Origin of the sequence: Myxococcus sp. CA005 (assembly GCF_006518205.1) — a bacterium.
Lineage (GTDB): Bacteria > Myxococcota > Myxococcia > Myxococcales > Myxococcaceae > Myxococcus > Myxococcus xanthus.
In genome coordinates, this window is record NZ_SRLV01000144.1 from 1 (window position 1) to 12,606 (window position 12,606).

Sequence of the window (12,606 nt, forward strand, 5' to 3'; positions counted from 1 at the left end):
ATGTTCGCCCTCCCCTCCCCCGTCCTCGTCGTCGCCGCCATCGTCCTCTTCCCCGTCGTCCTCGCCGGCAGCATGCTGCTGGACGCCTTCGAGACGGAGCTGGAGGAGCGCCCGGCGCAGTGACGCGGCCGGCGGTGTAGGCTCCCGCTGGCGCATGCTGGAAACAACGGAAGGCTCCATCGTCCGCGCCACCCTGCGGGCCCTCGTGGAGCCCCGACGGCTGCTGCCCATCCTCGTCATCTCCGTCGCGCTGATTACCGCGCAGGTGCGCTTCAGCCACGCCCCCCTCTGGGCCGCGTTCGGGCTGGGCCTCTTGATGTGCCTGCTCTTCATCGCGGTGGCCCCAGTCTCCTACCGCGTCCTCTTCCCGGAGGGCCTGGACCTCAGCCATGGCGGCATCCGGCTCCTGCTCTACGCCACCGTGGGCAGCGGCGTGGTGCTCACCTCCGGCTTCGTGCTGCCGAAGCTCCTGGGCATGGGCCCCACCTTCCTCACGCAGCCCACCAACCTCGCGGTGTGCGGCGCGCTCTTCCTCGTGGGGGGCTGGGGCCTGGGCCGTGACATCGGCTTCGAGGAGAGCCTCACCCGCGAGCGCGCCCGCGCCGCCCGCTTCGCGCTGGAGGCCGAGCAGGCCCAGCTCCTCGCGCTGCGCAGCCACCTGGACCCGCACTTCCTCTTCAACACGCTCAACGCCATCGCGGAGTGGTGCCGTGAGGACGGCGCCGTCGCGGAGACCGCCGTGCTGCGGCTGTCCACCATGCTCCGCTCCGTGCTCGCGGGCGTGCGCAGCGCCACCTGGCCCCTGGCCCAGGAGCTGGAGCTCATCCGCACGCTCTTCGACCTGCACCTGCTCCGCGACCCGGACCTCTTCCAACTCACGCTGAACATCCCCGCCGGCATGGAGGAGATTCCCGTCCCGCCGCTCGTGCTGCTCCCCCTGGCGGAGAACGCGGTGAAGCATGGCCCCGCCGCCGGCCACCGCGGCCCCCTGTCCCTGGACGTCACCGCGCGGGGACACGAGGTGGAGGTCGCCATCGAGAACCCGGGCCCCTCCCGGGGGCCGCGCGAGGGCAGCGCGGGCCTGCCCACCGTGGAGCGCCGCCTCGCCCTGGCCTACGGCGGCGCCGCCCGCCTCGTGCTCGACGGCGGCGAGGCGCGCACCCGTGTCACCGTCACCCTGCCCCGCGCGGGCCCCCAACCTGGAGTCCTCACCTGAGCGCCCCACTTCGCGTCCTCATCGCCGATGACGAACTGCTCGCCCGAAAGCGCCTGACGCGGCTGCTCGCGGCGCTCCCGGACACGGAGGTCTGCGGCGAGGCCTCGGACGCGGATGGCGTCCTTTCCGCCGTGCGCGCGGGCGGCGTGGACGTGGTGCTGCTGGACATCCACATGCCCGGCCTCAGCGGCCTGGATGCCCTGGCCCTGCTGCCGGAAGGCGGCCCGCGCGTCATCCTCTGCACCGCCCACGCCGAGCACGCCGTGCAGGCCTTCGAACATGGCGCGGTGGACTACGTGCTCAAGCCCGTGGAGCCCGCGCGCCTTCAGAAGGCCCTGGAGCGGGCACGCGCACGCGGTCCGGCCACATCACCCACGAGCACGGTCAGCACCCCACCGAAGCCACCTGGCTCGCCCGTCCGCGGCCTGGGCCGCCTGCCCATTCCCACGCGGCAGGGCATCGTCCTGGTGGATCCCGAAGCCATCTCCCACGCGTCGCTGGAGGACGAGCTGGTGACCGTGTTCACCACGCAGGGAGACTTCCTTACCGACTTCACCCTCAACGAGCTGGTGGAGAAGCTGCCGTCCGAGCACTTCCACCGCGTCCACCGCCGCGCGCTGCTCAACCTCACGCACGTGGCGCGACTGGAGCCGCTGGACACAGGTGGCTACCTGGCGCGCACGCTGCGAGGCCACGCGGTGGAGGTGAGCCGTCAGTCCGCGCGCGAGCTGCGGCGCATGTTGGGCCTGCGTCGCGGCGTCGAGGAAGAGGGCTGAAGAAAGACAAAGGCCCGCGCTCCGGTGCATCCGCGCGGGCCCGACTGCGGGTGACGACCTACTTCACGCGCACTTCGACGCTGACGACCCGCTCACCCTCGTTCCGCGAGTAGACGACGGTGCCGCGCTCCGTCCAGACCGGCCCGAAGCCCGTGCCCAGGCTGTAGGCCGTGGCGACGTCGTAGTTCCTGTCGAAGGTGATGACGCGCACCTCGCCGTCCTCGCCCGGCCGCAGGCTGGTCGTCGTGTAGACGATGATGCGCCGGTCCGCATCCCACTCCACGGTGCCGCCCAGCGCGGGGTTGGGGATGTAGGCCGAGCTGAACTGCGAGGTGCCCGCGTTCGTCAGTTGCTTCAGGTCCTTGCCGTTCTCCTTCACGAGCCACAGCGAGGGCACGCCCGAGCGCCGCGTGGACTGGAACAGCACGTTGCGCCCATCCGGCGTCCACACGGGCTCGCTGTCATCGAAGCCCTGCGTCACCCGGACCGACCTACCCGAGTTCGCGTTGAGCACGTACAGCTCCGAGCTCCGCACCACGTCGCCCTCGCGGTATCCATCCGGCAGCTTCACATACGCCACGCGGCTGCCATCCAGGGACACCTCGGGCGCACCGGTGCGCTCCGCCACCAGGTGCGAATCGCCCTGGTTGTCCATGCGAATGAGCTGAAGCGAGGTCGTCTGGTACACGATGATGCGCCGGTCGGCGGACTCGGACGACGGCTCCACCAACGACTGGGACGCCACGCCAGGGGACTCGGCGTCCGCGAGCGCCTCCGCCTCCGCCCCACCACACGCGGCGAGCAGCAGCGAAGAAGCCATCCACATCGCAAGGTTCCTACGGGGACTACGGCAGCGGACGTCAGTCGGATGCATACGGTCCTCTGGGTGGAATCCACCTACCAGCGCGGGGTTGACAGGTTTTACAGTCCGCGCTCACGGGTATTCCAGGTCAGAACACCATAACAACCCGGACCGTCATAAATGATACCCGCCGACTGGACGCGACACCGCCCCACACCGCGTCACGGTAACGCGAAAAGTGCGGGAACCTGGGTCGCGTCCGCGCCAAGGATGTCTGAGAGGACCCGGGACGCCTGAATGGGGACGGCGATACCAGCGCGCGCGCACCGCGCGGCTTCGTCCAAGGTGAGCGAAGGCGTGGAACAGTAGGACTCACGCCAGTGCTCGGCGAGCCGCCGGGAGAAGGCCACGCGCAGGGCCTCCACCTTCGCCTCGAGCCAGGCCTCGGCCAGGGTGAAGTTCGGCCGCTGGGGCCTCACGTTGCCTTCCTTGAAGGTGACGTCGTGCTCGTGGCCGGACTCGGAGAGCTGGTCCTGCAACGTCACGGTGAAGGGCCCGCGCCGGGCGTCCAACACCACGGACGAAGCCACCGTGACGTGGTGCGCCTGCGACAGCCGCAGCGCGTGGTACTCGAATTTCCTGGGGACGTCGCGGTACCGCGTGACGGGCACGGAGTAGGTGTGCGTGTGCTTGGTGTACTTCGTCACCTTGCGCGTCTTCGTCTTGCCCTTCGAGTCGGTGTACTCCTCCTCCGCCTCGTAGGGCTCCTCGATGGTCTCCGTGCGGTCCTCGTGGTCCGTGTACGGCACGCTCTCCGTCCACGGCGCGGTCAGCTCCACGGGGTGACTGTCGCGCTGGGTGACGAAGCGTCCCTCCAGGCTGAACACCGGCCGCGCCGAGCCTCCTGGCGCGAACCAGGGCGAGGACTCGAAGGCCTGGGTGAGCCGGGCCTCCAACTGCGCCTGTTGTGCCTCGTCCAGGCCCTCCACGGTGCCCGTCCAGGAAGGCGGGCCGAACAGCTCGGGCGCCGTCGCGGGGCGAGGCGCGTACTCCCGCCAGTGGCCGCAGTAGCGGAACACCAGCTCGCGCCAGTGCGGACTGTCATCCGTGCTGGTGTCCCGCAGGCGCTGGCAGGACGTCTTGCCGCTCTGGAGCACCAGCCACTCCATGTCGCGGGAGATGAGGGCCAGCTCGCGGTGCGCCAGCAGCGGCTGCTTGCGCCGCAATGCCTGCTCCGCCGTGAGCGCGTGTCCCTGGCGCGCGGGGTTGCCGACGAGCCGCTGGAGATGACGGCGTGTGCCATCCACCTCCTCGTGCAGGGAGCTCTCCAAGCCGCCATTCAGCTTCGCGTTCCATGCCGTCCGGTGGTTCAGGAAGCGCAGGAGCCACGCCTCCGCTTCTTCGTCATCCCCTTCCAGGCGCGCCTCCCGCGCGTTGCTCAGCAACTGCGCCAGCGCGCGCGAGCGCAGGCCCTCGCGCGCCAGGAGGAGCTCCTGGTCATAGGGGCTCTGCCGGATGAGGTCGTCGTAGATGGCCGCGGCCTCCACGAACATGCCCTTTTGCGCCAACGAGTCCGCGCGGCCGCGCAGGGTGGTACAGGCACACAGAACCAACAAGGAGACGAGGAGGAGCCGGGCCATGGTCACGAAAGCGCGAGTCGCGTGCGTCCGGTGACGGACGTGGCGACGAAATATTCACGGCGCGTCGCGATTTACCGCACACCCCAGGCGACAGGCTACTCGACCGGCCATGTATGGACAGGCGCTCCGGATTCGGAGCGCTGGAGGTAGCGCTCCAACATCGCCGCCAGGGCGTCCCGCCGGGGCATTTGTGACTCCAGCCGCGCCAGCATCTGCCGCTGCCATGTCGCGCCCGTCCGTCGCAGCACGACGCGCTGTTCGAGGATGCCCAGCAGCGTGTCCGCCTCCTCCGCGTCCACGCCCGCGCGAACCAGGCCCTCCCGGGCGTCGGGGAGCAGCCGCTTCACCAGCTCCGTCGCCGCCATCGGCCGCGGACTGGGCGCCGTGGAGGAGGGCCACAGCAGCTCCGCGTCCAGGCCCTGCCGTGCGGCGCGGATGAAGTTGCCGTACGCGTGGACGAAGGGTAGCGCGGGTAGCAGCGCATCCACGCGCTCGGCCAGCGCCAGCGTGAGACCCAGCAGGAAGGCGCCGTTGGCCATCATGTCCACCAGCGTGGGCCCGGCGGGCAAGGCGCGGAACTCGATGCGCAGGTGGCCTCCAGCCTTCGGGTCGTAGATGGCGCGGTTCCAGCTCCACACCGTGCTCTGGTGCAGGCGCAGCTCCTCCAGGTCCGGCACCTCGCCCGCCGCCACGCGCTCGCGGAGGGGCTCATCGCCCGACACCGGCAACAGCGGTGGATGCAGCGCCACCGCTTCGGCGAACAACTCGTAGGCGCCCTCGCGCACCCAGCCATGGCCGAACGACACGCGCGCGTGGGGCTGAAAGCCGCCTTCTCCGGGCTCGCCCCGGTCATCCACCGCTTGCCGGAACAGGGCCACGCGCGTCTCGTCCCACAGCTTCCGTCCCAGGAAGAGCGGCGAGTTGCCCGCCGCCGCCAACACCGGCGCCGTGGCGAGCTGCGCCGCGTTGTACATGCGCGCGAAGTCCCCAGGCGCCACGCGCAGGTGGTACTGGAGCGACGTGTTCGCGCCCTCCAGCGTCACGTCCTTCCAGGTGAGCGACAGCGCCTCCTCTTCGCCCCGAATCGATACATGGAACGGCGCGGACCGGCGCTGACGGATGGCGGTGGACATGGCGCGATAGCGCGGCTCGCTCGTGAGCGCGCCGCTGCCCAAATCCGCCTCGCGCAAGGTGGGGAGGATGCCGATGACGGCCACGCGCGCGCCCAGCATGGACGCGGCCCGGCGCACCGCGGACACCGCGCTCTCCACCTCCTGGCGCAGCGCACTGAAGGACCTGCCGGCCAGCGGGCACGGACGCAGGTTCACCTCCAGGTTGAAGGCATCCAGCTCCAGCGTCACGCGGGGGTCTTCCGCGCGCGCCAGCACCGCTCGGTTCACCGGCAGTGGGAAACCCAGGCGATCCACGAGGTACAGCTCCAGCTCCGCGCCCACGGTCGGCGCACCCACGCCGAACCCCGGGCGCGCCAAAAGTGCCCGCAGCGCCTCCAGGCTCTCCGCCAGCCGCCGGGAGAAACGCTCGTGGTCCTCCGGACGGAATTCCTCCTGATGGATGGCCATCCCCATGACGGCTCAAGGTAGGTACGGCCGCCTGCTTCCGCCCCAGCGCCCGGGAACCCGCCTGCCCGGCCACCCGGCGCCTGCCAGACCGCCCCGCAGGGCAGGGTCAATGTCCACGAATGGCACCGGGCACGGGTAGGTACGCCCGCGCCCGGTGTGTTATCTCGGGGCCTGGTCATGCCGTCCGACACGTCCGCCAACCTGTACGATTTGACGCGGCCCGCGCTGGGGGCGCTGCTCTCCGGTTGGGGCTTCGGCCCCTACCACCGCGACCAGCTCTGGACCGCGCTGTACCGCCGGCACGCGACCACTTTCGACGAACTGGACGGCCTCAAGCCGGAGCTGCTGCGCATGCTGCGCGAGCACACGCGCCTGGGCCAGTTGGCCACCCACCACGAGTCCTTCAGCAGCGACGGCTTCACGCACAAGCTGCTGCTGCGACTGGACGACGGGCAGACCATTGAAACCGTGCTGATGCGGTTCAAGGGCCGCGCCACGGTGTGCATCAGCACGCAGGCCGGCTGCGCCATGGGCTGCGTCTTCTGCGCCACCGGGCAGATGGGGCTCTCACGCCACCTGACGCCCGGCGAAATCGTGGGGCAGATACTCCACGTCAACCGCATCCTGCGCGCCTCCGGCGAGACGCTGCGCAACGTCGTCCTCATGGGCATGGGCGAGCCGCTCCACAACTACGAGCACACGATGTCCGCGGTGGACGTGCTGGTGGATGCGCTGGGGCTCGCCATGGGCCCACGCTTCATCACGCTCAGCACGGTGGGCGTCGTGCCCGGCATCCGGCGGCTCGCGGATGAAGAGCGCCCCATCCACCTGGCCGTCAGCCTCCATGGCGCCACCGACGCCGAACGCGCGGCGCTGGTCCCCGCTGGACGCCGCTGGCCCCTCGACGAGTTGATGGACGCGTGCCGCTACTACAGCGAGAAGCGCAAGCGCCGCATCTTCTTCGAGTGGACGCTCATCTCCGGCCGCAACGACACCGCCGAGCACGCGCACACGCTGGGTCAACTGCTGCGCGGCATGGACGCGCACGTCAACGTCATCCCCCTCAACCCCACGGTGGGTTACGACGGCGGCCCCAGCCGTCCGGAGTCCGTGCGCGCCTTCCAGGACGTGCTCGCCACCTATGACGTGCCCAGCACGGTGCGTCAGCGCCGGGGCATCGACATCGACGCGGGGTGTGGCCAGCTCAAGGCCACCGTGGAACGGCGTTCACGCCGTTCACTTCCCACCAGCGCCTGACGCATTCCTGAAGGCCCCAAGCCTGCTGTCCGCCCAGGCCCCGGGTACGAGCGCACTGTCTCGAACGTCGAAGCGCCCGAGCGCCGCGTGAGGAGAGCTCACGCTCGCATGCCCGCCACACCGCGTGCGCTTCGCGCGAAGCGCACGCGCCATGACGCAAAGGTCCATCCGTCAGGGTCCCGAGTTACACCCCGAGCGGTGCGTCGTGTCGGTGGCGGACGCCCATGTCGATTGCGGGTGGTGCCCCTTGCACGCGACACGGCCATGGGCACATTCTTTCCATCGGCTTCCCCGGGGAGGTGGGCGATGCTTTCCATCCAGGAGCACGCAACGGTGGATGAGGCGAGCAGTGAGCTGCTCGACTTCGTTCTCGAGCCGTACAACTGGCTGTCACTGCCACGAACAGGCATGGACCCGGCAGCATGGCCCGGGCAGAACACGCTCTATCAGCGCCGCGTGGGGTCGCTGCGCATCTGCGCGTCCGTGGACGTGGCGGCCACGCTGGACGTTTTCCTGCACATCGCCTTCCGTGCACCGGGCCTCACGCCGGTGAAGGCGGCGGACCATCTGGAGAGCTTCCTCAAGCAGCGGCTGCCACTGACGCCCAACTCCGAATGGCAGGTGGAGGTGGACGAGCGCCGGTGGATTCACTTCTCGCGGCGCTACGCGGGCCCTCACCTCAAGGCGTGAGCGGCTCCAGCCGGTAGTGGCGCAGCGGCTGCGCCACGTTCTTCACGGGCGTCTCCGTCAGGGGCCCGAAGCGCAGGCCCTGGAAGAAGGGCTCATCCGAGCCCACCAGCGCGTCATGCACGCGCTCCATCACCAGTGTCTCCCGGAAACCCGCCAGTGACTGGAGGCGGGCCGCCTGGTTCATGCCGCTGGAGAAGGCCGTGTACTGACGGTTGGGCCCGAAGAGGCCGCAGTTGGCGTGCGCCAGGTTGACGCCCACCGCCACACCCAGGCCCGGCAGCTTCACGCGCTCACACAGCGCCGCCACTTCCTCGCGCGCGCCCAGCGACGCGGTGAAGGCCTGGATGTCACACGCAGCCCGCACCGCCGCCTGCGCGCGCTCGCGTGGCGTGCCCTTGAAGAAGGGCGGCCCGAAGAGGCCGATGACACAGTCACCGACCATCTTGTCGAACACGCCGCCGTGCTCCCAGATGCAGCCCACGGCGCGCTGGCTCCACTCATCCACGAAGCGGCCGATGTTGCGCGGGCTGTCGAAGCCCTGCTCGCAGATGCGGGTGAAGCCGTTGATGTCCGCGAAGAGGATGCCCACCTCCTGGTCCTGCGCCCGCAGGTACTGGGCGTAGGCGGGGTCGTGCAACAACGCGTCGATGATGGCGTTGGGGAAGAACTGCGACAGGTGGATGCGCTCGCGGTTGTAGTCCTGGAGCCGCTGACTCAGCGTGGACGCCAGCACCCGGATGAGGTCCATGGCGTAGGAGGAGAAGCCGCTGTCGTTCCACACGACAATCTTCCCCAGCGGGCCCTGCGCGGCGGCGCCGGAGATGAGCACGGCCTCGGTGGTGCGGCCGGAGAAGAGCCGCCGCAGCGTGGACTCCTCGCTCAGGAGCAGCCGGGGGCCGTGCTGACGGATGGCAGCCTCCAACCCCGCATGGGGCTGCTCGCCGCTTTCGAACTCCAGGTGCCCGTTGCGATAGGTGCGGTAGTGCAGCACATGCGGCTGCACCGCGTCCCGGTACAGCAGCAGGAAGCCTGGCAGGCGCACGCGCTGCGCCAGCGTCAGCACGGCCAGGTCCATGCCCGCTTCGAAGACGGGGTTGGCCAGATGGCTGTTGCACTGGAGGATGAGCTGGTGCTTCTCCGACGCGGTGTGCACCAGGCACAACACCGTGTCGAGCTGCTCCGCCACGGTGTCCAGCACGCGCAGCAGGCGCGCGGAGGAGTCCGGCGCGGTGGCGTCGTTCGCGAAGAGCAGGCCGAACACGCCCACGCGCGTTCCCGCCACGTCCAGGGGCTGGCTGACCAGGGTGTCCGCCCCCAACCGGCGCACGCCCACGGCACCTTCCAGCAGCGCGCCGGGGTGACGGTCGCTCCAGTCCCCCTCGTTCCACGTCTGCTCCACCAGCTCCTCGTCGCGCGTGGTGATGGCCACGGCCTTGGCGCCGGTGAGCGAGAGCACCAACGGGAAGCAGCGCTTGAAGGTCTGCGTCAGCGTCTCACGCCCGCGCAGGCTGTCCTCCAAGGCGTCATCCACCGCGCGCTGGAGGGTGCGCAGCGCCTTGTACTCCTCCAGGGTGATGTCGGTCATGGGCTGCCCTTCTATCGCCGCCCGGGCGGTGCTGTCACAGCGCGGGCGTCTGTTGCTGGCCGCCGGACACCTGTCCGTCCGCCACGTCGATGAGCCAGTACCCCTCGTGTCCGGATTCGGTGGAGGAGCCCGCGCCGAAGACATGGGGCCGGTCGGCGGTGGCGGGATGGTGGTAGCGCCGGTGGATGTGGCCGTGCAACACCGCGTAGCGCGGGCCCGGCAGCAGCTTCAGCAAGGCGTCCGCGTCCCGGAGGCCATGGTGCCAGCGGTCCGGTCGCCCATGGGGATTGAGCGGCGCGTGGTGCACCACCACCAGGATGGCGCGCCCCTCCAACCGGGCGTCCTTCAGCAGCGCGGCCAGGCCTCCAAGCTGGGCCTCGCCGATGACGCCGTAGGACAGGCCCGGCGTGCGCGGCACACGGGCGGACAGCAGTCCCACCACCGCGGCCTCGGTGCCCAGCAGCCGGACGAAGGGAAAGGCGCCCTCACGGCGGTACTCCGGCAGGTCGCTCTCCAGCAGGTGGCCGAAGTATTTCGCGAAGCGTCCGGTGCGGTGGCTCCCGGGCGTGAAGACGTCGTGATTGCCGGGGATGACGGTGCAGCGACGGGGGTCCTCCGCCAGCGCGCCCAGGGACTGGCGGGCGCCGCTGAACTCGGCGTCCAGCGCGTACGCCGTCAGGTCGCCGGAGAGGATGAAGTGGTCCACCTGCGCGGCCTGCGCGTCCCGGGCAATGGCGGCCAGCGCCTGGGGCGCGCGCGCATACCGCCGGGCGCGGCCTCCCACGGTGAGCTCCGCCAGGGCCATCCAACGTCGCCAGCCCAACCGGTGCAGCGGAAGCGCGAAGTAGTCCTCGGTGATGTGGACGTCGGAGCAGTGGGCGATGCGCATCGAGGGGATTTCCGCCAATCACGACGAACGTAGCACCCACCTCCGGGGGCGTCGACGAAGCAGGCCACGGGCACTGCGGCGGGCCCCCCGCGTCGGTTATGGTCCCCCGCGACGATGATTCACTCCGCGTGCCCGCACGCCCTCCTTCCCCACGGACCTCGGGGGCGCCCATGAGCCAGGTCCGAGGCCGCTTCGCCCCCAGCCCCACCGGGCGCATGCACCTGGGAAACATCCGCAGCGCGCTGCTCGGCTGGCTCCAGGCGAGGGCGGCCCACGGCCGCTTCCTGCTGCGCATCGAGGACCTGGACCGCGCGCGCTGCAAGCCGCAGTACGTGGACGACCTGCTGCGCGACATGGAATGGCTGGGGCTGGACTGGGACGAGCAGCCCGTCTTCCAGAGCCAGCGGGACGGCCTCTACCGCGACGCCCAGGCCCGGTTGGAACAAGCAGGGCGCGTGTATCCCTGCTTCTGCACACGCGCGGAGATTGCACGGGCCGCCAGCGCGCCTCACGGACTCTCCGACGAAGGCCCCCGCTACCCGGGCACCTGCGCGCACCTCACCCGCGAACAGATTTCCGAGCGCGCCCGCACGCGCCCCCCCGCGTACCGCTTCCGCGCGGTCCCCGGCGAGGTCCGCTTCGTGGACGGCTTGCAGGGCTCGTACTCGCAAGACGTGGACGCGGTGGTGGGCGACTTCGTCGTGCGGCGCAACGACGGCGTGGCCAGCTACCAGCTCGCGGTGGTGGTGGACGATGCGGCCACGGACATCACCCACGTGCTGCGCGGGGATGACCTGCTCTCCTCCACGCCCCGGCAGCTCCAGCTCTACGCCGCGCTCAGCCTGCGCGCGCCCGACTTCCTCCACGTCCCGCTGGTGCTGGGCGAAGACGGCAAGCGTCTCGCCAAGCGCGAGGGTGCCTTCGCGCTCGCGGAGTTGCGTGAGCGTGGCGTGGCTCCCGAGCGGGTGCTGGGCCTGCTCGCCTCATGGAGTGGATGGGGAGACGGTGGCCCCCTGACGCTCGCCGAACTGGTGCACAGCTTCCGTCCCGAAAGACTGCCGCGCACGCCCATCGTCGCGGGAGAGGCCGCGCTCCGAGAAGCACTCGGCCTGGGGTGAGCCCGGGCTCCGCCCTCCTCCACGGCGAGACATCCGGGCGCGGCGGAATCGTGCCTCCGCTGCCCCATGGCCATGTTTGCCGCGAACACGAGCGCCTCCTTTCCGCTCGAGGCGCTCCCAGGCATCAGGAGGGGCAGCACCATGGCAGCCATCGTCGAGAACCAAGCGCCCGGCGTCGTCTCCGCCGTCGCGGGCAACCCCTACAAGCTGAGCTGGGGCTCCATCTTCGGAGGCGCCTTCGTCGCCCTGGCCCTGTGGCTTCTGCTGAACTCGCTCGGCCTGGCGCTCGGGCTGTCGTCGATAAACCCCAATAACCCGGGCAGCGTCCGGGCCGCGAGCATCGGCACCGGCATCTGGAGCGCCATCGCGCCGCTCATCGCCCTCTTCTGCGGCGGCTTCGTCGCCGCGCGCTCCGCGGGCCGGCTGGACAAGGGCGGCGGTGCGCTGCACGGCGCGGTGATGTGGGGCTTGACGACGCTGGTGGGCACCGCCTTGCTGGGAATGCTGCTGTCGTCCGTCGTCGGCACCGCGCTGCGCGCGGGCGGCGCGGTGGTGGGGGCCACCGGCTCGGCGGTGGCGGGCGCGGCCTCGGGAGGTGGACAGGCCGCGCAGGCCTTCGGGTTGGATGCCAATGACGCGCTCGGCCCCATCAACCGGCGCCTCCAAGCGGAGGGCAAGCCGACCATCACCGCCAACCAACTCCAGGCCGCCACGTCCGAAGTCCTCAGCACCGCCCTGCGCACCGGCAACCTCGACCAGGAGGTGCTCGTCACGTCCATCGCGGACAACACGCGCCTGTCGCGCCAGGACGCGCAGGAGATCGCGGGCCGGGTGAGCGGCCAGTTCACCGCGTTCCAGGGCAAGGTCGGTCAGGTGGGTGAGCAGGTCCAACAGGGCGCGCTGCAAGCAGCGGAGCCCACCAGCCGCGTCTTCTGGGGCATCTTCGCGTCACTGCTGCTGGGCCTCATCTCCGCGATGCTTGGCGCCACCGTGGGCGTGAGCCGCCGCCAGCGCATCGCCGCTGAAGGCGCCGTCATCACCACGCCGCCCACC

11 protein-coding genes are annotated in these 12,606 nt (G+C 70.5%); 6 read left to right on the forward strand and 5 right to left on the reverse strand.

The window, feature by feature from the left end; translation table 11 throughout:
- The first annotated feature begins 154 nt into the window (after nt 1-154).
- Nucleotides 155-1,216 carry a sensor histidine kinase gene (locus tag FMQ63_RS35570; protein WP_011551397.1) on the forward strand — a complete coding sequence of 354 codons (1,062 nt, stop codon included), beginning with the start codon at nt 155-157 and terminating at the stop codon, nt 1,214-1,216.
- 20 nt (nt 1,217-1,236) lie between these two features.
- Nucleotides 1,237-1,992, forward strand: coding sequence for a LytTR family DNA-binding domain-containing protein (locus tag FMQ63_RS35575; protein ID WP_228556555.1), 756 nt, complete (start codon nt 1,237-1,239; stop codon nt 1,990-1,992).
- Between the two features lie 58 nt (nt 1,993-2,050).
- Here FMQ63_RS35575 and FMQ63_RS35580 read toward each other — a convergent pair whose 3' ends face one another.
- The 3 genes from FMQ63_RS35580 to FMQ63_RS35590 all read right to left on the reverse strand — a co-directional run bounded on the left by FMQ63_RS35580 (nt 2,051) and on the right by FMQ63_RS35590 (nt 6,020).
- A complete protein-coding gene (locus FMQ63_RS35580; protein WP_225909774.1) occupies nt 2,051-2,812 on the reverse strand; it encodes a hypothetical protein in 762 nt (253 codons plus the stop codon).
- A 203-nt stretch (nt 2,813-3,015) separates the two neighbouring features.
- Nucleotides 3,016-4,434 (reverse strand): hypothetical protein, encoded by a 1,419-nt coding sequence (locus FMQ63_RS35585; protein ID WP_216609477.1) that lies wholly within the window; start codon nt 4,432-4,434, stop codon nt 3,016-3,018.
- 95 nt (nt 4,435-4,529) lie between these two features.
- Complete coding sequence (locus FMQ63_RS35590; protein WP_011551393.1) at nt 4,530-6,020, reverse strand: glutamate-cysteine ligase family protein; 1,491 nt, start codon at nt 6,018-6,020, stop codon at nt 4,530-4,532.
- A gap of 171 nt (nt 6,021-6,191) precedes the next feature.
- Between FMQ63_RS35590 and rlmN the strand changes: the two genes are divergently transcribed.
- Both rlmN and FMQ63_RS35600 read left to right on the forward strand, forming a co-directional pair.
- Nucleotides 6,192-7,271: a 23S rRNA (adenine(2503)-C(2))-methyltransferase RlmN gene (gene rlmN / locus FMQ63_RS35595; RefSeq protein WP_011551392.1), complete on the forward strand. Its 1,080-nt coding sequence runs from the start codon at nt 6,192-6,194 to the stop codon at nt 7,269-7,271.
- 306 nt (nt 7,272-7,577) lie between these two features.
- Entirely contained in the window at nt 7,578-7,961 is a 384-nt protein-coding gene (locus tag FMQ63_RS35600; RefSeq protein WP_020478233.1) for a hypothetical protein, read from the forward strand.
- Here the strand turns inward: FMQ63_RS35600 and FMQ63_RS35605 are convergent.
- Both FMQ63_RS35605 and FMQ63_RS35610 read right to left on the reverse strand, forming a co-directional pair.
- On the reverse strand, nt 7,951-9,546 hold the full coding sequence (locus FMQ63_RS35605) for an adenylate/guanylate cyclase domain-containing protein (RefSeq protein WP_011551390.1): 1,596 nt from the start codon (nt 9,544-9,546) through the stop codon (nt 7,951-7,953). The two genes, FMQ63_RS35600 and FMQ63_RS35605, sit on opposite strands and share 11 nt — an antisense overlap.
- 34 nt (nt 9,547-9,580) lie before the next feature.
- Nucleotides 9,581-10,435 carry a metallophosphoesterase gene (locus FMQ63_RS35610; protein WP_026114137.1) on the reverse strand — a complete coding sequence of 285 codons (855 nt, stop codon included), beginning with the start codon at nt 10,433-10,435 and terminating at the stop codon, nt 9,581-9,583.
- A gap of 170 nt (nt 10,436-10,605) precedes the next feature.
- Between FMQ63_RS35610 and gluQRS the strand changes: the two genes are divergently transcribed.
- Both gluQRS and FMQ63_RS35620 read left to right on the forward strand, forming a co-directional pair.
- A complete protein-coding gene (gene gluQRS / locus FMQ63_RS35615; RefSeq protein WP_011551388.1) occupies nt 10,606-11,553 on the forward strand; it encodes a tRNA glutamyl-Q(34) synthetase GluQRS in 948 nt (315 codons plus the stop codon).
- A 141-nt stretch (nt 11,554-11,694) separates the two neighbouring features.
- A partial coding sequence (locus tag FMQ63_RS35620; RefSeq protein ID WP_228556554.1) for a hypothetical protein occupies nt 11,695-12,606 on the forward strand: 912 nt, incomplete at its 3' end.